At 61.2% G+C, this 17,879-nt stretch carries 18 protein-coding genes and 1 pseudogene; 7 read left to right on the top strand and 12 right to left on the bottom strand.

Annotated features, from left to right (window positions below):
• Positions 1–93, top strand: a pseudogene (locus ACDZ94_RS15775) (phosphonate metabolism protein PhnP); the annotation flags it as partial.
• Between the two features lie 76 nt (positions 94–169).
• Here the strand turns inward: ACDZ94_RS15775 and ACDZ94_RS15770 are convergent.
• Positions 170–865, bottom strand: a complete 696-nt coding sequence (locus ACDZ94_RS15770) for an ArsR/SmtB family transcription factor (RefSeq protein WP_262667422.1) — start codon at positions 863–865, stop codon at positions 170–172.
• 74 nt (positions 866–939) lie between these two features.
• Between ACDZ94_RS15770 and ACDZ94_RS15765 the strand changes: the two genes are divergently transcribed.
• The 3 genes from ACDZ94_RS15765 (at position 940) to ACDZ94_RS15755 (ending at position 2,800) form a co-directional block, all read left to right on the top strand.
• Complete coding sequence (locus ACDZ94_RS15765; RefSeq protein ID WP_064451578.1) at positions 940–2,061, top strand: cytochrome P450; 1,122 nt, start codon at positions 940–942, stop codon at positions 2,059–2,061.
• Positions 2,062–2,195: 134 nt separating this feature from the next.
• Positions 2,196–2,384: a type II toxin-antitoxin system HicA family toxin gene (locus ACDZ94_RS15760; protein WP_064451579.1), complete on the top strand. Its 189-nt coding sequence runs from the start codon at positions 2,196–2,198 to the stop codon at positions 2,382–2,384.
• Between the two features lie 11 nt (positions 2,385–2,395).
• Positions 2,396–2,800 carry a type II toxin-antitoxin system HicB family antitoxin gene (locus ACDZ94_RS15755; RefSeq protein WP_064451580.1) on the top strand — a complete coding sequence of 135 codons (405 nt, stop codon included), beginning with the start codon at positions 2,396–2,398 and terminating at the stop codon, positions 2,798–2,800.
• 6 nt (positions 2,801–2,806) lie between these two features.
• Here ACDZ94_RS15755 and ACDZ94_RS15750 read toward each other — a convergent pair whose 3' ends face one another.
• Positions 2,807–4,003: an MFS transporter gene (locus ACDZ94_RS15750; RefSeq protein ID WP_082895853.1), complete on the bottom strand. Its 1,197-nt coding sequence runs from the start codon at positions 4,001–4,003 to the stop codon at positions 2,807–2,809.
• 178 nt (positions 4,004–4,181) lie between these two features.
• On the opposite strand from ACDZ94_RS15750, the gene ACDZ94_RS15745 reads away from it, so the two are divergent.
• Positions 4,182–4,796, top strand: coding sequence for a DUF5666 domain-containing protein (locus ACDZ94_RS15745; RefSeq protein ID WP_064454889.1), 615 nt, complete (start codon positions 4,182–4,184; stop codon positions 4,794–4,796).
• Positions 4,797–4,931: 135 nt separating this feature from the next.
• Here ACDZ94_RS15745 and ACDZ94_RS15740 read toward each other — a convergent pair whose 3' ends face one another.
• The 8 genes from ACDZ94_RS15740 to gcl form a co-directional block, all read right to left on the bottom strand.
• The gene (locus tag ACDZ94_RS15740) at positions 4,932–5,936 is read right to left on the bottom strand and encodes a sulfate ABC transporter substrate-binding protein (protein ID WP_064451582.1); all 1,005 of its coding nucleotides are present in this window, start codon (positions 5,934–5,936) and stop codon (positions 4,932–4,934) included.
• 105 nt (positions 5,937–6,041) lie between these two features.
• Positions 6,042–6,866 carry an ion transporter gene (locus ACDZ94_RS15735; RefSeq protein ID WP_407017168.1) on the bottom strand — a complete coding sequence of 275 codons (825 nt, stop codon included), beginning with the start codon at positions 6,864–6,866 and terminating at the stop codon, positions 6,042–6,044.
• Positions 6,867–6,897: 31 nt separating this feature from the next.
• Positions 6,898–7,770 carry an urea transporter gene (locus tag ACDZ94_RS15730; protein ID WP_064451584.1) on the bottom strand — a complete coding sequence of 291 codons (873 nt, stop codon included), beginning with the start codon at positions 7,768–7,770 and terminating at the stop codon, positions 6,898–6,900.
• Positions 7,771–7,891: 121 nt separating this feature from the next.
• Positions 7,892–9,307, bottom strand: a complete 1,416-nt coding sequence (gene pyk / locus ACDZ94_RS15725; RefSeq protein ID WP_064451585.1) for a pyruvate kinase — start codon at positions 9,305–9,307, stop codon at positions 7,892–7,894.
• Positions 9,297–10,577: a glycerate kinase type-2 family protein gene (locus tag ACDZ94_RS15720; RefSeq protein WP_432750422.1), complete on the bottom strand. Its 1,281-nt coding sequence runs from the start codon at positions 10,575–10,577 to the stop codon at positions 9,297–9,299. Before ACDZ94_RS15720 ends, pyk begins: the two co-directional genes overlap by 11 nt.
• 189 nt (positions 10,578–10,766) lie before the next feature.
• Complete coding sequence (locus tag ACDZ94_RS15715) at positions 10,767–11,657, bottom strand: 2-hydroxy-3-oxopropionate reductase (protein ID WP_064451587.1); 891 nt, start codon at positions 11,655–11,657, stop codon at positions 10,767–10,769.
• Positions 11,658–11,833: 176 nt separating this feature from the next.
• Positions 11,834–12,616 (bottom strand): hydroxypyruvate isomerase, encoded by a 783-nt coding sequence (hyi, locus tag ACDZ94_RS15710; protein WP_064451588.1) that lies wholly within the window; start codon positions 12,614–12,616, stop codon positions 11,834–11,836.
• A 10-nt stretch (positions 12,617–12,626) separates the two neighbouring features.
• Positions 12,627–14,402, bottom strand: a complete 1,776-nt coding sequence (gcl, locus tag ACDZ94_RS15705) for a glyoxylate carboligase (protein WP_053255218.1) — start codon at positions 14,400–14,402, stop codon at positions 12,627–12,629.
• 257 nt (positions 14,403–14,659) lie between these two features.
• On the opposite strand from gcl, the gene ACDZ94_RS15700 reads away from it, so the two are divergent.
• Positions 14,660–15,100: a GlcG/HbpS family heme-binding protein gene (locus ACDZ94_RS15700; protein WP_064451589.1), complete on the top strand. Its 441-nt coding sequence runs from the start codon at positions 14,660–14,662 to the stop codon at positions 15,098–15,100.
• Positions 15,101–15,235: 135 nt separating this feature from the next.
• Here the strand turns inward: ACDZ94_RS15700 and ACDZ94_RS15695 are convergent, their stop codons facing one another.
• Both ACDZ94_RS15695 and ACDZ94_RS15690 read right to left on the bottom strand, forming a co-directional pair.
• A complete protein-coding gene (locus ACDZ94_RS15695; protein WP_221294309.1) occupies positions 15,236–15,694 on the bottom strand; it encodes an REP-associated tyrosine transposase in 459 nt (152 codons plus the stop codon).
• 210 nt (positions 15,695–15,904) lie between these two features.
• Positions 15,905–16,510, bottom strand: a complete 606-nt coding sequence (locus ACDZ94_RS15690; protein ID WP_064451591.1) for a TetR/AcrR family transcriptional regulator — start codon at positions 16,508–16,510, stop codon at positions 15,905–15,907.
• Positions 16,511–16,751: 241 nt separating this feature from the next.
• Between ACDZ94_RS15690 and ACDZ94_RS15685 the strand changes: the two genes are divergently transcribed.
• A complete protein-coding gene (locus ACDZ94_RS15685; protein ID WP_432750421.1) occupies positions 16,752–17,879 on the top strand; it encodes an efflux RND transporter periplasmic adaptor subunit in 1,128 nt (375 codons plus the stop codon).

Here is a 17,879-nt window from a genome sequence, read left to right as displayed (position 1 = left end):
CAGCGGTTTGGTGAACTGAGCGTCAGCGCGTTGCCGTTGCAACATTCAACGCTGACCTTGGGTTATCTGCTGGAAGGCGAAGGGCGGCGCATCGGCGCCAGTTGCCGTGGCGTGTGACGGTGGCAGGGGATGGCCGAATTATTTGAACACCGCATAGCCTGTGGGCGCTTTATTGTTCGCAGGTCTTTATTCCAAATCGGGCGGTGAAAGCCTTGCGCCCCTTGGCCGTCAACCCCAGCGCCCGACTGTCCAGGTCCTGGGTCACCCATTCACGGCGGATAACGCACTGCAAAAATGCTGCGCCCAACGCACCGGCCAGGTGTGGGCGGCGCATGCTCCAGTCCAGGCAGGCACAGGCAAAGCGCCGGCGCTGTACGCGCAGTGCGGCGGTATCAACCCCGAGTTCTATCATCGCTGTTTCGCCGAGCGCAGTGAGCTGGTAGGTGCCGTCGCCCACCAACCAACGGGACGCGATGAAGTGGTCATGCAGTTGCACGGCCAGTGTGCCCGCCATGTGGTCGTAACAGGTACGTGCGAACTGCAAACGACTGGGCGTGGTCGAGACGAACGCCGTGGTGGTCGTGCGGCTGATCACCATCAAGCCCTCGATAGCCTGGGCTACATGGGGGCCGGCCAGGCTGTAATAGCGATGGCGTCCTTGGCTGTGCAGCGTGAGCAAGCCATCGTGCTTGAGCCTGGCCAGGTGGGCGCTGGCGGTGGAGGTGCTGACCCCGGCAATCGCCGCCATCTCGGTGCTGGTGCGCGCATGGCCATCCATCAGCGCGCAGAGCATTTTTGTCCGCGCAGGTTCCGCAATCGCACCTGCGACATGTGAGAGCGCCGCGTCATCGTCATGGGCGTGCATAGTTCGTTCCTGAGCGAATCATTGCCGTGTGGGAGGGCTGATAGTAACGCTTCTTTGAGTACAGGACGTCCCGGATGACACCGCTGCAAGCTGCCACCCATGTTGATCCCTATCCGTATTACGCAGGCCTTCGGCGTAACCCTGAATTGATGTTCGATGCCGATCTTGGCCTATGGATCGCCAGCCGCGCCAGCACGGTCGAGGCGGTGCTGGCGCACCCCGACTGTCGCGTGCGCCCGCTTAACGAGCCGGTGCCCAAGAGCCTTGCACAAGGTGCGGCAGGCCAGGTTTTTGCGCGATTAATGCGTATGAACGAGGGGCAGGCTCATCGATGCCCGAGAGCGGCGGTTGAACCTGCGCTGGCGGGTGTGGGCGCGCAACCCATCGCAGACGTGGTCGGGCAGCTCATCGACAGCATGGGTAACCTCGACACCCTGATGTTCAGCTTACCTGTCTCGGTGGTTGCGGCGCTGTTGGGGTTTCAGGCGCAGCAGTTGGCGTCTGTCGCCGGGCTCACGCGGGACTTCGTCGCCTGCCTTTCACCGCTGAGCAGTGAACCCCAATTGCTTAAAGCGGATGCCGGCGCGTCTCGGCTGCGGCAGATGTTCAGTGACCTGCTGGAAGAAACAGCGCTGCTGGCCCACCTGCGTAGCGGCGATTGGCAAGACGCTGATGTATTGACTGCCAACCTGATCGGGCTGCTGTCGCAGACCTGCGAAGCCACCGCCGGCTTGATCGGTAATTCGCTGGTCATGCTCGCTCGGCGGCCTGATCTGGTGGATCGGATTCTGCACACGCCAGCCCTCGCACTGTCACTGGTGGAGGAGGTCGCCCGCTACGACTCGCCGGTGCAAAACACACGACGATTCGTCGCCGAGGACTGCACGATTGGCAACCGTGTCCTTGCAGCGGGGGATAGCATTTTGGTGCTGTTGGCGTGTGCCAATCGGGACGTTGAGGCAAACCCGAATCCCGACAGCTTTGAGCTTGAGCGCGCGCACCGGCGCCTCTTCAGTTTTGGTTCGGGGCGCCATCAGTGCCCTGGCCAACGCCTCGCGCTGAGCATTGCCTCGCAGGCCGTATCGGCCTTGTTGCATCGTCAGCCTGGCTTGCTGGCCGGCGCTGGCCGGTTCAGCTACTGGCCGTCACTTAACGGCCGTATCCCCAGGTTTCACGCGGCGGCGCTAAGCCAGTAACCTTTCTACACAGGGGTAAAACCACGTGGGTTCAATATCCCGTAAAACAACCACCAGTCAGACTTACGCAATCTGTGCTTGAGTAAAGATAACTCTAGGGTTACTTTTATTCAGGCCAAGCCAAGGAGGCTGGGGTGCAAAGCAGGTTATTGATCAAGGCGCTGCAAGAGGCGGGCTGGGTGCTGGATAGGGTCACGGGCAGTCATCACATTTTCACTCACCGCTATAGCCCGTACACGATCCCGGTGCCGCACCCCAAGAAGGACCTGCCGTTGGGCACGGTCAGAAGTATCAGGAAGCGCGCCGGGCTGTTTCAGTTTTAAGGAGAGCACTCATGCAATACCCAATCTGTATCGAATGGGGCGATGACTTCACCGCCACCGGTATTCAGATCCCCGATATTCCAGGTGCTGTCACCGCCGGGGACAGTTTTGAAGAGGCGTACAACGCCGCTGTGGAAGTCGCGCACATCATGCTGCAAGAGATCGCGGCAGAGGGGGGCGTGATTCCGATGCCAACCTCAGTGGCCCATCATCATGCCCACGAAGACTACGCGGGGATGGGCTGGGGCATGCTGGAGTTGGACATCTCGCCCTATCTGGGCAAGACCGAGAAGGTCAATGTGACCTTGCCCGGTTATGTCATTCAGCGCATCGACCGCTATGTGCGCGAGCACAAGGTCAAAAGCCGCTCGTCATTTCTGGCGGATGCGGCGTTGGAGAAGTTGGTGCGCTCTTAGGAATACTCAGGCGGTCGCAACTGCGGTCTGCCGCGAGGTACTCAGAAACCGCAACAACGCCACCAGTGGGAACGCACTGCCCACCAGCATCACGCCCAACCAGCCGCCGTGTTCATACACGCTGCTGGCAATCGCCGAGCCAAACGCGCCGCCGATGAAGATGCTGGTCATGTACAGCGCGTTCAGGCGGCTACGGCTGTTGGCGTCGAGGGCGTAGATGGCGCGCTGGCCGAGGACCATGTTCATCTGCACGCAGAAGTCCAGGACCACACCGGTCACCGCCAGGCCAATCACGCTGTACAGCGGGTGCACCAAGGCCGGCAGGAAGCTCAACGCAGCAAACAGCATGGCCAGCAGCGAGGCGCGGTGCGTGTGGCCGGCGTCGGCGAGGCGTCCGGCGATGGGGGCGGCAATAGCGCCCAGGGCACCGACCAGGGCAAACAGCGCGATCTCGCTTTGGCTCAGGCCGTGATTACGCGCCAGTTCCAACGGGGCAGCCGTCCAGAACAGGCTGAACGTGGCGAACATGCAGCCCTGGTAAAACGCCCGTTGGCGCAATACCGGTTGCTGGCGCAGCAGGGTGCCGAGTGAGCGCAGCAGTTGGCCGTAGCTGGCACTGTGGTCGGGTTGACGTTTGGGGATGGTCAGCAACAGGACCACGCTGATAAACGCCATCAACGCGGCGGCTGCCATGAACATCGCACGCCAGCCGAAATGGTCGGCCACGACGCTCGACACCGGCCGTGCCAGCAGGATACCGAGCAGCAGCCCGCCCATGATGCTGCCGACCACGCGGCCACGGGACTCGGCAGGCGCCAGGTGCGCGGCCAGCGGGATCAGAATTTGCACCGAGACGGAACTGAAACCGATCAGCAGTGACACCAGCAGGAACAGATTCGGTTGCTCGGTAAACGCTGCGCCCAACAGGCTGGCGATGGCCAGCACGGTGGTGGCAATCATCAGCTTGCGGTTTTCCAGCAGGTCGCCCAGCGGCACCAGGAAGAACAGGCCAAGCGCGTAGCCGATTTGCGTCAGCGACACAATCAGGCTGGCCATCGCCGGGGTCAGGCCGATGTCCGGCGCAATCAATTCGATGATCGGTTGGGCATAGTAGATGTTGGCCACAATGGCGCCGCAACAGAACGCAAACAACATCACCATGCCTCGGGTCATGGTGCTCGCAGCGGGTGGGGTAGCGTTCATGGCGTTCTCGTTAAAGCGAAGGAAGAAGGCGTGCGAGAGTAAAGACATCGCCGCGGCCGGAGTAGAGCGCTGGCAGTGATATCACTCATGCCGGAAATTAATGACTGAAACGTTAACTTTCGGGTCGAACGCCAATGATACATTCAGCCACAACTGCCGAAACAGGAAATCCACGTTCATGAAGATCACGTTGAACAAGATGCTCATGGCTTCAACCCTCGCCGCGGCCATGGCGATTGGCTTGGCCAATGCCGCTGAGGCCCCGCGTGTCGGTGTGCGCGGCGCCATCACCGCGATGGACGGCGACGCGATGCACGTCAAGGTCAGCAGCGGTGAGGACGTCACCGTGCACCTGACCAAGGCCACCCAGGTACGCGCCGTCACCCTGGCCAAGATCGATGAGATCAAGCCCGGCAGCTACATCGGTTCCGCTGCCATGCCCAACGCCGACGGCACCCTCACGGCCCTGGAAGTTCACGTGTTTCCACCGGCCATGGCCGGCACGGGCGACGGGCACCGCGCGTTTGACTTGAAAGAAGGCAGCAGCATGACCAACGGCACCGTCGGTGACCTGGTGGTCAGCCATGGGCGCACCCTGACCGTAAAATACAAAGGCGGCGAGCAGAAGATTGTGGTGCCGGATGATGTGCCGATCGTCAACCTGGAGCCGGGGGATCGCAGCTTGCTTAAACCGGGAGTGAAGGTGGTGTTGTTTGCGGCGCAAGCGGCGGATGGGACGATCACCGCCCAGGCGATTTCTGCCGGCAAGGATGGCGTGACGCCGCCGATGTAACGGCCACCTATAAAACCAAATGTGGGAGCTGGCTTGCCTGCGATGCAAGCACCTCGGTGTTTCAGACATGCCGAGGTGATGCTATCGCAGGCAAGCCAGCTCCCACACTGATCGCATGTTGTCCGTTAGCGCGGGTTATTGGCCGCTGTAGATCTGGTCAAACACCCCACCATCATTGAAGTGGGTCTTCTGCACGGTGCGCCAGTCACCAAAGGTCTTCTCGACCGACAGGAAGTCGACTTTCGGGAAACGGTCCGTGTACTTGGCCAGCACCTGTGGGTCACGCGGGCGCAGGTAGTTGTTGGCCGCGATTTCCTGACCTTCCGGCGACCACAGGTATTTCAGGTAGTCCTCGGCGGCGACGCGGGTGCCTTTCTTCTCGACAACCTTGTCCACCACGGAAACCGGCGGCTCAGCCTCGGCAGAGACGCTTGGGTAGATCACTTCGAACTGATCACGGCCGAATTCACGGGCGATCATTTCCGCTTCGTTCTCAAAGGTCACCAGCACGTCGCCAATCTGGTTGGTCATGAACGTGGTGGTGGCTGCACGGCCGCCGGTGTCCAGCACCGGTGCGTGCTTGAACAACTCGCCGACGAATTTCTTCGCCTTGTCTTCGTCACCGCCGTTCTTCAGCACATAACCCCAGGCCGACAGGTAGGTGTAGCGGCCGTTACCCGAGGTTTTCGGGTTGGGCACGATCACTTGTACGCCATCCTTGAGCAGGTCCGGCCAGTCTTTCAGGGCTTTGGGGTTGCCTTTGCGCACGATAAACACCGTGGCGGAGGTGAACGGCGCGCTGTTGTTCGGCAGGCGGGTCACCCAGTTGTCCGGCACCAGTTTGCCGTTGTCCGCGAGGGCGTTGATGTCGGTGGCCATGTTCATGGTGATGACATCAGCCGGCAGGCCGTCGATCACTGAACGGGCTTGTTTGCTGGAGCCGCCGAAGGACATTTGCAGGGTCAGCTTGTCGTTCGGGTGCTCGGCTTCCCAGTGCTTCTGGAAGGCGGCGTTGTAGTCCTTGTAAAAGTCGCGCATGACGTCATACGAGACGTTGAGCAGCGTGACGGGGGCGGCCTGAACGGCGCCCGCCAGGGCAAGGCCGGCGGCCAGGAGAGACGCGCTAACAAGTTTTTTCACTGCTCATTCCTTGTTGTTCGAGAAGGTTGTTGATTGTGTGGGGGCAATTTGCCATCGACTATAGCCGGGCCCGCATAGACGTTTAAAGATTAAAACGAACTTTGCTTATTCCACTTTATGAAACAAATTACTGCCACAGCGTGAGCAAAACGCCGCGTTGGGCTCGTGGCTGTCTTTTTTGCACACCGGGCAATCGTGTTGCAGTTGTTCACCGCGCATGGCACTTGCCAACTCGGCGGTGAAAATTCCGGTGGGCACGGCGATGATTGAATAACCCGTGATCATCACCAGCGATGAAATCACCTGGCCCAGTGGGGTCTTCGGCACGATGTCGCCAAAGCCCACCGTGGTAAGGGTCACGATTGCCCAATAGATGCCCTTGGGAATGCTGGTAAACCCGTGTTCCGGGCCTTCAATCACGTACATCAAGGTGCCGAACACCGTCACCAGGGTGCACACGCTCAGCAGGAACACCACGATCTTCTGCTTGCTGCCGCGCAGCGCCGCCATCAAGTAGTTGGCTTGCTTGAGATACGGGCTGAGCTTGAGCACGCGGAAAATCCGCAGCATCCGAATGATGCGGATGATCAGCAGGTACTGCGCATCACTGTAATACAGCGCGAGAATGCCGGGCACGATAGCCAACAAATCCACCAGCCCATAAAAGCTGAAGGCATAGCGCATCGGCTTGGGCGAGCAATACAGCCGCAAGCCGTACTCGATGGCGAAGATCACCGTGAAGCCCCACTCGATATAGGCCAGCAGATTCGCGTAGTTCTGGTGAACCTGGTCGATGCTGTCGAGCATCACGATCACAATGCTGGCGAGGATGATCAGCAACAAAATGCCGTCAAAGCGGCGCCCGGCCGCTGTATCGCTTTGGAAAACCATGACGTAGAGGCGCTGACGCCAGTCGTTGTTACTGTCCATAAAACCCGCCTAAATCGAATATCGGGCAAGCCTAGGGGGATTCGAACGGGCTGTCCACGCGGGCTTTGAACAATCGCTGGCTGGCGCGTACCAGCCAGCAGGCGAGGATAAACGGCGCGGTCAGCGCCGGCAGTTGCAGGGCGCTGAACCCCGGCGTGAGCGTAATTGCCAGGCCGATGCCGAGCAGCGGCAACCAAGGCTGGCGGCGCGTCTGGCTCAACGCCAGCGCGGCCAATGCTGGGTTATAGCTGTGCAGGCCGAGAAGGGCGCTGCTGGTTTCGCCCATCAGCAGGGCGATCAGCACGCCGCTGGCGGCACCGATCAGCGCCCACAGCGCGGCACTACGGTCGGCCAGCAACAGCCCAAACGCAATCAGGGCGCCGGCCAGTGGCTGGTCCAGCAGCATGATTTGCGCGAGCCCGGTGAAGGGCGCAGTGAGCACGCCGAGGGTGTCGGGTTCGCTCAAGGTTAAGGTGCCTGCAGGCACTGTGCCCAGCAGCAACCAGGCGAGGCCGACAAAAGGCGCGGTATAGGCGGGCAAGTCATCCGCTTGCGTGGCGTGTTTCAACCATTGCCGTGTGAGCATTGCGCTCAGGCCGCCGCACGCCAGGATCAGCGGCGGCAACAAGGCCGACCAGGCGAAATGCTGGCTGATCAACAAGCCCAGCAGCACACCGTTATAGCTATAAAGGCCGGCCTGACGTTCAGCTTTGGGATAGCCCCGGCGCTGGGCCGTGAGCAACCCCGCCAGGCCACCCAACAACGCCCCGCCAAACAAGGCCGGGGCGCCGATCAGGATGGCCAGCAGGCACAGCAGGCCGCACAGCGGCTGGCGCTGCAGGAAGATCTGGCTGAAGCCATTGAGCAGGGCTTCGGCCCAGTCTGGGCAGGTTGGGTTGTGCATGGTGGTTTAGTCAGTGAGACCGAGTCGCCCCCAATCGCAGGCAAGCCAGCTCCCACATTTGAATGTATTGCACATCAAAATGTGGGAGTCGGGCTTGCCCGCGATGAGGCCCTTACAGGTGCTAAATCAACGTCTCGATGCGCAGCGAGTTGGTCGACCCCGGCTGCCCAAACGGCACTCCCGCGGTAATCACCAGCGTATCCCCGCGCTGCGCCATCCCTTGGGCCTGGGCAATTTCCAGCGCGGTGGAACACACCTCGTCCACCTGGCGCAGCCGATCATTGACCACCGAATGCACGCCCCACGCCACGCTCAAACGGCGGGCCGTGGACAGGTTCGGCGTAAGGTTGAGGATCGGTGCCACCGGCCGTTCCCGCGCCGCGCGCAGGCTGGAGCTGCCGGACTCGCTGTAGTTCACCAGCACCGCCACCGGCAGGATGCTGCTGATACGCCGGATCGCGCAGCTGATCGCGTCCGACACCGTGGCATCGGCCTTGGGCCGGCTCACGTCCAGTTGCGTCTGGTAATCCGGGCCGTTTTCCACCTGGCGGATGATCTTGCTCATCATCTGCACGGCTTCCAGCGGGTATTCGCCCGAGGCGGTTTCCGCCGACAGCATCACCGCGTCCGCGCCTTCGGCCACCGCATTGGCCACATCCGTCACTTCGGCGCGGGTCGGCGCCGGGGAAAAACGCATGGATTCGAGCATCTGCGTGGCCACGACCACCGGCTTGCCCAATTGGCGACAGGTGCTGATGATGTCTTTCTGGATTTGCGGCACGCTTTCGGCGGGTACTTCAACACCCAGGTCGCCTCTGGCCACCATGATCGCGTCGCTCAGTTCGGCGATTTCCTGCAGGCGTAGCACGGCTGAGGGTTTCTCGATCTTGGCCATCAAAAATGCCTTGTCGCCGATCAACTCGCGGGCCTCTCGGATATCTTCCGGGCGTTGCACGAATGACAGTGCCACCCAGTCCACGCCCAGCTCCAGACCGAAGCTCAGGTCGCGGCGGTCTTTGGCGGTCAATGGGCTGAGTTCCAACAGGGCTTGTGGGACATTCACGCCTTTGCGGTCAGACAGTTCGCCGCCATTCAGCACGGTGGTGTCGATGGCCTCGGCATGTTTGGTGATGACGCGCAGACGCAACTTGCCGTCGTCCAGCAGCAGGTCCATGCCCGGCTCCAGCGCTGCAATGATTTCCGGGTGTGGCAGGTTGACCCGGCACTGATCGCCGGGTGTCGGGTCCAGGTCCAGGCGCAGGGCCTGGCCGCGCACCAGTTGCACCTTGCCCTCGGCAAAGCGCCCGACCCGCAGCTTCGGCCCTTGCAGGTCCATCAGAATGCCCAGCGGGTAATTCAGCTGGCGCTCCACTTGGCGAATCCACTGGTAGCGCTGGGCGTGATCGGCGTGGTCGCCGTGGCTGAAGTTGAGGCGGAAGATATTCACCCCGGCTTCCACCAACTCGCGGATGTCATCGATGCCGTCGGTGGCGGGGCCCAAGGTGGCGAGGATTTTGACCTTCTTGTCAGGAGTCATGGTTGGCAGTCTCAAGAATCAGAATGGCGCGGAAGTCATTGACGTTGGTGCGGGTCGGCTCGGTAACGATCAAACCGTCGAGCGCCGCGAAATAGCCGTAGCCATTGTTGTTGTCCAGTTCGTCACTGGCCGACAGGCCCAAGGCCTCGGCGCGGGCGTAGCTGGTCGGGGTCATGATCGCGCCGGCGTTGTCTTCCGAACCGTCGATGCCGTCGGTGTCACCGGCCAGGGCGTACACGCCGGGCAGGCCTTTGAGGCTGTCGGTCAGGCTCAGCAGGAATTCGGCGTTGCGCCCGCCACGGCCATTGCCGCGCACGGTGACGGTGGTTTCACCGCCGGACAGAATCACGCACGGCGCCGCCAATGGCTGGCCATGCTGCACGATCTGCCGAGCAATACCGGCGTGCACCTTGGCCACGTCCCGCGCTTCGCCTTCGAGGTCGCCGAGGATCAGCGGGCTGAACCCGGCCTGGCGTACTTTCACCGCCACCGCTTCCAGGGATTGCTGCGGGCGGGCGATTAACTGGAAGTGACTGCGGGCCAGCACCGGGTCGCCGGGTTTGACGGTTTCCGAAGCCGGGTTCTGCAACCAGCTGCGCACCGAGGCGGGCGCGTCGATGCCGTAGCGCTTGAGAATCGCCAGGGCTTGTTGCGACGTGCTCGGGTCGCCGACGGTGGGGCCGGAAGCGATGACGGTGGCCTGGTCGCCCGGCACGTCGGAAATCGCGTAGGTGTACACCGTCGCTGGCCATGCGGCCTTGGCCAATCGGCCGCCCTTGATGGCCGAGAGGTGTTTGCGCACGCAGTTCATCTCGCCAATGGTCGCGCCGGATTTAAGCAGGGCTTTGTTGATGGCTTGCTTGTCGGCCAGGGTGATGCCTTCGGCGGGCAGGGCCAGCAAGGCCGAGCCACCGCCGGACAGCAGGAAAATCACGCGGTCGTCTTCGCCCAGGTTGCTGATCAGTTCCAGTACGCGCTTGGCCACCGCCAGGCCGGCGGCATCCGGCACCGGGTGGGCGGCTTCGACCACTTCGATTTTTTTGCACGGCGCGCCGTGGCCGTAGCGGGTGACCACCAGGCCGGTGACTTCGCCTTGCCAGCAGTTCTCGACGACGAGTGCCATGGCGGCTGCGGCTTTGCCGGCGCCGATCACGATCACACGGCCGCTGCGGTCAGCGGGCAGATAAGGTTCAAGGACATGCCGGGGGTGGGCGGCGTCGATGGCTGTGGCAAACAGCTCGCGAAGCAGGTGTTGCGGATCGACCGACATAAGCGGGCTCCCGGGGATTTTTGTTATTAGAGATGGATCAATTTCAGACTTGGAATGCAATCAAAGGTGGGAGCGGGCTTGCTCGCGAATGCAGTCTTTCATTCAATATCCATGCTGACTGACCTACCGCTTTCGCGAGCAAGCCCGCTCCCACATTCGACCGCATTTCAAAGGTGGGAGCGGTGTGGCTTATTTATCGCGAATCGAAAAGTTGGCCATATGCTCCAGGCCCTTGATCAGCGCGGAGTGGTCCCAATTGCCGCCGCCAATCGCCGTGCAGGTGCTGAACACCTGCTGCGTACCGGCGGTGTTTGGCAGGTTGATTCCCAGCTCCTTGGCACCGGCCAGCGCCAGGTTCAAATCCTTCTGGTGCAGGTTGATGCGAAAGCCCGGATCGAAAGTGCCCTTGATCATCCGCTCGCCGTGCACTTCGAGGATCTTCGAGGAAGCAAAGCCACCCATCAGCGCTTCCCGCACCTTGGCCGGATCGGCGCCGTTTTTCGAGGCGAACAGCAGCGCTTCGGCCACGGCCTGGATGTTCAGTGCAACGATTATCTGGTTGGCCACTTTGGCGGTCTGGCCATCGCCATTGCCGCCGACCAGCGTGATGTTCTTGCCCATGCTCTGGAACAGCGGCAGGGCGCGTTCAAACGTCTGCGGTTCGCCTCCGACCATGATGCTCAAGGTGCCGCCCTTGGCGCCGACTTCACCACCGGATACGGGTGCGTCGAGGTAGTGCGCGCCGGTCTGGTTGATCTTGGCGGCGAAGGCCTTGGTGGCGGTGGGGGAGATCGAACTCATGTCGATCACCACCTTGTTCGGCGACAACCCGGCGGCGACACCGTCGGCGCGGAACAGCACGTCATCGACCTGTGGGGTATCCGGCACCATCACGATGATGAATTCGGCTTCCTGCGCCACTTGCTGCGGGCTGGCCAGGGCCACGGCGCCGGCGTCGATCAGCGCTTGCGGGGCCTTGCCGTGGTGTTCGGACAGGAACAGTTGGTGACCTGCTTTCTGCAGGTTGGCGGCCATGGGTTGGCCCATGATGCCGGTGCCGATAAATCCGATTTTAGCCATGATCAAAATCCTCTTGTTATTAGGTGTCTGGGCCTGGCACGGCCTTCTAAACATGGGCGGTCCACTGTGGGAGCGGGCTTGCATCGCGAATGCAGTCTGACATTCAGCATTGATGTCCACTGATACACCGCTTTCGCGAGCAAGCCCGCTCCCACATTGGTCCCGTGTTTGTTCAATCAGATGGCGTTGTGGGTTTTGAGCCAGCCAAGGCCTGCTTCGGTGGTGGTCAGCGGCTTGTATTCGCAGCCAACCCAACCCGAATAACCGATGCGGTCCAAATGCTCGAACAGGAAGCGGTAGTTGATCTCACCGGTCCCCGGCTCGTTGCGGCCCGGGTTGTCGGCCAGCTGGATGTGGTTGATTTCACCCAGGTGCGCAGCCATGGTCCGAGCCAAGTCACCTTCCATGATTTGCATGTGGTAGATGTCGTATTGCAGGAACAGGTTGGCGCTGCCCACCTGCTCGCGAATCGACAGGGCCTGCGCAGTGTTGTTCAGGTAGAAGCCCGGGATATCGCGGGTATTGATCGCTTCCATCACCAGCTTGATGCCCACCGCTTGCAGCTTGTCGGCGGCGTACTTGAGGTTGGCGACAAAGGTTTTTTCCAGGGTTTCGTCGTCAACGCCCTGCGGACGGATGCCCGCCAGGCAGTTGATCTGCGTGTTGCCGAGCACCTGGGCGTAGGCGATGGCGAGCTTGACCCCGGCACGGAACTCTTCGACGCGGTCCGGGTGACACGCCAGGCCGCGTTCGCCCTTGGCCCAGTCACCGGCCGGCAGGTTGAACAGCACTTGGGTCAGGCCGTTGGCGTCCAGCTGCGCCTTGATCTCGGCGGAGCTGAATTCGTACGGGAACAGGTACTCGACACCTTGAAAGCCAGCATCGGCAGCCGCTTTGAAACGGGCAAGAAAGTCCTGTTCGGTAAACAGCATGGACAGGTTGGCGGCAAAACGCGGCATAGGGTTCTCCTTAGTCGAGCAGGGAAATGGCGGTCGGCGCATCGTTGCCAACCAGTGCCAGATCTTCGAATTCGTTGACGGCGTTGATCTCGGTGCCCATGGAAATATTGGTCACGCGTTCCAGAATAATCTCAACGATCACCGGAACCTTGAATTCTTCGATCATTTCCTGGGCCTTGCGTAAAGCCGGCTGGATCTGCCCCGGCTCGAACACCCGCAGGGCCTTGCAACCCAGGCCTTCGGCGACGGCGACGTGGTCCACGCCATAACCGTTGAGTTCCGGAGCGTTGAGGTTGTCGAAGGACAGCTGCACGCAGTAGTCCATTTCAAAACCGCGCTGGGCCTGGCGGATCAAACCCAGGTAGGAGTTGTTCACCACCACGTGGATGTACGGCAGCTTGAACTGCGCGCCCACGGCCAGTTCTTCGATCATGAACTGGAAGTCATAGTCGCCGGACAACGCCACCACCTTGCGGCTCGGGTCAGCCTTGACCACGCCGAGTGCTGCTGGAATGGTCCAGCCGAGCGGGCCGGCCTGGCCGCAGTTGATCCAGTGGCGCGGCTTGTAGACGTGCAGGAATTGCGCGCCGGCAATCTGCGACAGCCCGATGGTGCTGACGTAGCACGTGTCTTTGCCGAACACCTGGTTCATCTCTTCGTACACCCGTTGCGGCTTGACCGGCACGTTGTCGAAGTGGGTCTTGCGGTGCAGGGTGGCCTTGCGCTGCTGGCAGTCATGCAGCCAGGCACTGCGGTCCTTGAGCTTGCCGGCGGCTTTCCACTCGCGGGCCACTTCAATGAACATCGTCAGTGCGGAACCGGCGTCGGAGACGATGCCCAGGTCCGGCGTGAACACGCGGCCGATTTGCGTCGGCTCGATGTCCACGTGAATGAATTTGCGCCCTTCGGTGTACACCTCCACCGAACCGGTGTGGCGGTTGGCCCAGCGGTTACCGATGCCCAGTACCACGTCCGATTTGAGCATCGTCGCGTTGCCATAACGGTGCGAGGTTTGCAGGCCGACCATGCCCACCATCAGCGGGTGGTCGTCCGGGATCGTGCCCCAGCCCATCAGGGTCGGGATCACCGGGATGCCGGTCAGTTCGGCGAACTCCACCAGCAGTTCGCTGGCGTCGGCGTTGATCACGCCACCCCCGCTGACCAGCAAGGGGCGTTCAGCCTGGTCCAGCAGCGCCAGGGCTTTTTCGACCTGGATGCGCGTGGCCAATGGCTTGGCGAGCGGCAGTGGCTGGTAGGCGTCGATGTCGAATTCGATCTCGGCCATCTGCACGTCGAACGGCAGGTCGATCAGTACCGGGCCTGGGCGGCCGGAGCGCATTTCATAGAAGGCTTTCTGGAACGCGTAGGGCACCTGGCCGGGTTCGAGGACGGTCGTCGCCCACTTGGTCACCGGCTTGACGATGCTGGTGATATCGACCGCCTGGAAATCTTCCTTGTGCATGCGTGCACGCGGGGCTTGGCCGGTGATGCAGAGAATCGGGATCGAGTCGGCCGAGGCGCTGTACAGGCCGGTGACCATGTCGGTGCCCGCCGGGCCCGAAGTGCCGATGCACACGCCGATGTTGCCAGCCTTGGTGCGAGTGTAGCCCTCGGCCATGTGCGAGGCGCCTTCAACGTGGCGAGCAAGGACGTGATCGATGCCACCGACCTTCTGCAAGGCCGAATACAGCGGGTTGATCGCGGCGCCCGGGATACCGAAGGCGGTGTCGACCCCTTCACGGCGCATCACCAGGACAGCGGCTTCGATTGCTCTCATTTTGCTCATGTTTTTGGTGCCTCTTGCGTTTTGTAATTGTATACAAGTGGTGTCTGTTCAAAGTGTATTCATGGCGAGCGGCGCAGGTCAATCCATTTCATTCACTGACCTTTGCGTTCGTCGGAACGGCTTTTTTCGACGTATGGGGCCTTTGTGCGAAAATATTGTATACAAAAACAAATGTCATTGTGTTCTATTTGTTTGATCGAGCTTCTGATCAATCAGACCTCCACCGCTTTACCCATAACAAGATAAGGACGGCAGCTATGAGCGCTTTAACCTTGAAAATCGCAGTCAACCTGGCCGGTCAGGCCATCACCGCAGGCCGCACCATTTCAGCCGCGCCGCTCACCATTGCGGTGCTCGACAGCGGCGGACACTTGGTCACCCTGCAGCGCGAAGACGGCGCCAGCCTGCTGCGCCCGCAAATCGCCATTGGCAAGGCCTGGGGCGCGATTGCCCTGGGCAAGGGCTCACGTTTGCTGGCACTGGACGCGCAGCAGCGCCCGGCGTTTATCGCGGCGTTGAACAGCCTGGGGCAGGGCAGCGTAGTGCCCGCGCCGGGCGGGGTGTTGATTCGGGATCAGGAGGGCGTGGTGCTCGGGGCGATCGGGATCAGCGGGGACACGTCGGATATTGATGAGCAGTGCGCGATTACGGCAATTGAGGGGGTGGGGTTGTTGGCGGATGCGGGGGTGTCTGCCTGATTCTTTGGTGACTGTAACGGCCTCTTCGCGAGCAAGCCTGCTCCCACATTTGATAGGGTTCACACATTTACATTTGTGGGCACGGTCAAATGTGGGAGCGGGCTTGCTCGCGAAGGCGGCGGCTCGGCCTCGGCTCTATACCCAAACCGCATCCCACAACGGATAGTCGCCAATCCGCTTCACCAAACCAGCCCGCAGCGGATTGGCCACCACATACCTGGCCATTTTCACCAAGTCGTCCTCCTTGCGCAGTGCACGATCATGAAAGCTGGTTTGCCAAAGCCTGCCTTTGCGTCCAGTAGCGCCGTTCACTGTTCGGGTGCTTTTGGATTTCACCTGGCACATTAGGTCCCCCAGCGAGCCCTTCTGGAGTTCGATCAGCCAGTGAAAATGATCTGGCATCACCACCCATGCCAGGGAGTTTGCCAGCCTTTGGTATTGAGCGAGCCTGAATTGCCAGACCACCAAGCGACCCAGATGAAAGTCATTGAATATCGGTATGCGGTCGTGGGTGTTGGTAGTGATCAGATAGATACGGTTCGGTTCGCTGAACCGCCCGACGCGCAGGCGATGTGAAGTAGCTAAATCAGGCATTCCTTGGCCTCTCTTCAGGTAGGTTTCTGAGAGGCTAGATCTCGGCGGCCGGTGCTGACCGTCAGGCTTTTGGCAGGATGTGTCTGGGAGGGCGCTTTCGCGAGCAAGCCCGCTCCCACAGGGGATTTGTGGCGTTCCGACAAATTATGTCTGGCGCAGATCAAATGTGGGAGCGGGCTTGCTCGCGAATGGCACTGGCACCTCGGTGTCTCAATCCGGCTCACACCCCTTCAGCACCAACCGAATAATCGTCTGCGCCGCCGCCTCGTAGTCGGCGTCATCCAGCTTGGCTTTCCCGGTCACTGCTGAAATTTGCCAGTCAAAATCCGCATACGTCTGCGTCGCCGCCCAGATGCTGAACATCAAGTGATTGGGGTCAATGGCGGCGATCAAGCCGCGATCCACCCAGCTTTGGATGCAATCGATATTGTGCTTGGCCTGGGCGTTGAGCTGTTCGACCTGGTCGGCGGTGAGGTGCGGGGCGCCGTGCATGATTTCGCTGGCGAATACCTTGGAGGCAAACGGCAGGTCGCGGGAGATGCGGATTTTCGAGCGGATGTAGTTGCTCAACACCACCGAAGGTTCGCCCTGCGGATTGAACGGTGTGGACGCGGCCAGGATCGGCTCGATAATACTTTCGAGCACCTCGCGGTAGAGGTTGTCCTTGGACTTGAAGTAGTAATAGACGTTGGGCTTTGGCAGCCCGGCCTTGGCGGCGATATCACTGGTTTTGGTCGCGGCGAAGCCCTTGTCGGCAAACTCCTCGCTCGCCGCCCGCAGGATCATTTCTTTATTGCGCTCGCGAATGGTGCTCATAAACCAGGAATATCCTTGCCAAGACAGGCGGTCGGGCATGGTAGCACCGGCCTTGCGCGGCGCTCAAGAATCTCGCCGTACCCCTTGTACATGGGGCGTTGCAGCTGACTTTGTCTGTCTTGATGCTGAACGTATTCACGGCAGTACAGGCATAGCCCGGGCGCACTGCTAGAGTTCAGGTCAACGACAGGGTTATTTTGCCGGTCGTCCCGTCCAGTATTCGGCGTTCGAGTGAGAAACCGTGGAGAAAAGCAGACGACGTACGTTCGCCTGGGCAGTTGGCGTGTTGTTGCTGGTCGCGCTGTTGATTGGCCTGGGCATGCACTACTTTGGCGGCGGCCATAAAGGCAAGCCACCGTCCCCCGGCGAGCCGGTTGCAGTCGTGCCAGTGGCCTTGCAGGATGTGCCGGTGTACATCGACGCCCTCGGCACCGTCACCCCCACCCGCAGTGTCACGGTGGTGACCCAGGTTGATGGCATTCTCAGCAGCGTGGCGTTCAAGGAAGGTCAGCACGTCAGCAAAGGCCAGGTCATCGCCCGTATCGACGACCGAGCACTCAAGGCGCAACTGGCGGTGGCCAAGGGCACCCTGGCTCATGACCAGGCTGTATTGAGCAACGCCCAGCGCGACCTTGCGCGTTATCGCGACCTGGTCAAGGCCGGCTCAACCAGCCAGCAAACCCTCGATACCCAGGCCTCGCTGGTTCAGCAGCAACAGGGCACCGTCGCCGCCGACCAGGGCAATGTGCAAAACCTCGAAGTGCAATTGAGCTACTGCACCATCACCTCGCCGGTGGATGGCGTGGTCGGTTTGCGCCTGGTCGACCCCGGCAACTATGTGACCACCGCCAGCACCACCGGCATCGTGGTCATCACCCAGATGAACCCGGCCACCGTGGTATTTGCCGTGCCCGAGGACGACCTGGGCGCGATCAACCAGGCGCTGGCCCATGGCAGCGTCACGGTGCTGGCTTACGACCGCAACAAAAAATCCCTGCTCGCCACCGGCACGTTGCTGGCCCTGGACAACCAGGTGGACACCAGCACCGGCACGATCAAGGTCAAGGCGCAGTTCGATGATTCGGGTACGGCGCTGTTTCCCAACCAGTTCGTCAACGCGCGGCTCAAGGCCGACACCTTGCGCCAGATCGCTGTGGTGCCCACCCGCGCTATCCAGCACGGCAGCAAGGGGGATTTCGTGTTCGTGATCAACGGCAACAAGGCCAGCCTGCGCACGATCAAGACCGGCCCGTCCACCGGGGACGTTTCGGCGGTGCTCGACAATGGCGTCAAAGCCGGGGAGCAGGTCATCACCGAGGGCGCCGACAAACTGGACGATGGCTCGGCGGTGAAGGTCGTCGCCCAGTGA

Source organism: Pseudomonas sp. UBT, assembly GCF_050915955.1.
GTDB lineage: Bacteria > Pseudomonadota > Gammaproteobacteria > Pseudomonadales > Pseudomonadaceae > Aquipseudomonas > Aquipseudomonas antarctica_A.
The sequence above is the reverse complement of the archived record's forward strand: the minus strand, read 5'-3'. Positions and strand labels throughout refer to the sequence as shown.

What these genes read in the sequence shown, in the direction of transcription:
- ACDZ94_RS15770 (WP_262667422.1), bottom strand. Translation starts at nt 865, where the DNA reads ATGCACGCCCATGACGATGACGCGGCGCTCTCACATGTCGCAGGTGCG.
- ACDZ94_RS15765 (WP_064451578.1), top strand. Translation starts at nt 940, where the DNA reads ATGACACCGCTGCAAGCTGCCACCCATGTTGATCCCTATCCGTATTAC.
- ACDZ94_RS15755 (WP_064451580.1), top strand. Translation starts at nt 2,396, where the DNA reads ATGCAATACCCAATCTGTATCGAATGGGGCGATGACTTCACCGCCACC.
- ACDZ94_RS15750 (WP_082895853.1), bottom strand. Translation starts at nt 4,003, where the DNA reads ATGAACGCTACCCCACCCGCTGCGAGCACCATGACCCGAGGCATGGTG.
- ACDZ94_RS15745 (WP_064454889.1), top strand. Translation starts at nt 4,182, where the DNA reads ATGAAGATCACGTTGAACAAGATGCTCATGGCTTCAACCCTCGCCGCG.
- ACDZ94_RS15735 (WP_407017168.1), bottom strand. Translation starts at nt 6,866, where the DNA reads ATGGACAGTAACAACGACTGGCGTCAGCGCCTCTACGTCATGGTTTTC.
- ACDZ94_RS15730 (WP_064451584.1), bottom strand. Translation starts at nt 7,770, where the DNA reads ATGCACAACCCAACCTGCCCAGACTGGGCCGAAGCCCTGCTCAATGGC.
- pyk (WP_064451585.1), bottom strand. Translation starts at nt 9,307, where the DNA reads ATGACTCCTGACAAGAAGGTCAAAATCCTCGCCACCTTGGGCCCCGCC.
- ACDZ94_RS15720 (WP_432750422.1), bottom strand. Translation starts at nt 10,577, where the DNA reads ATGTCGGTCGATCCGCAACACCTGCTTCGCGAGCTGTTTGCCACAGCC.
- ACDZ94_RS15715 (WP_064451587.1), bottom strand. Translation starts at nt 11,657, where the DNA reads ATGGCTAAAATCGGATTTATCGGCACCGGCATCATGGGCCAACCCATG.
- hyi (WP_064451588.1), bottom strand. Translation starts at nt 12,616, where the DNA reads ATGCCGCGTTTTGCCGCCAACCTGTCCATGCTGTTTACCGAACAGGAC.
- gcl (WP_053255218.1), bottom strand. Translation starts at nt 14,402, where the DNA reads ATGAGCAAAATGAGAGCAATCGAAGCCGCTGTCCTGGTGATGCGCCGT.
- ACDZ94_RS15700 (WP_064451589.1), top strand. Translation starts at nt 14,660, where the DNA reads ATGAGCGCTTTAACCTTGAAAATCGCAGTCAACCTGGCCGGTCAGGCC.
- ACDZ94_RS15695 (WP_221294309.1), bottom strand. Translation starts at nt 15,694, where the DNA reads ATGCCTGATTTAGCTACTTCACATCGCCTGCGCGTCGGGCGGTTCAGC.
- ACDZ94_RS15690 (WP_064451591.1), bottom strand. Translation starts at nt 16,510, where the DNA reads ATGAGCACCATTCGCGAGCGCAATAAAGAAATGATCCTGCGGGCGGCG.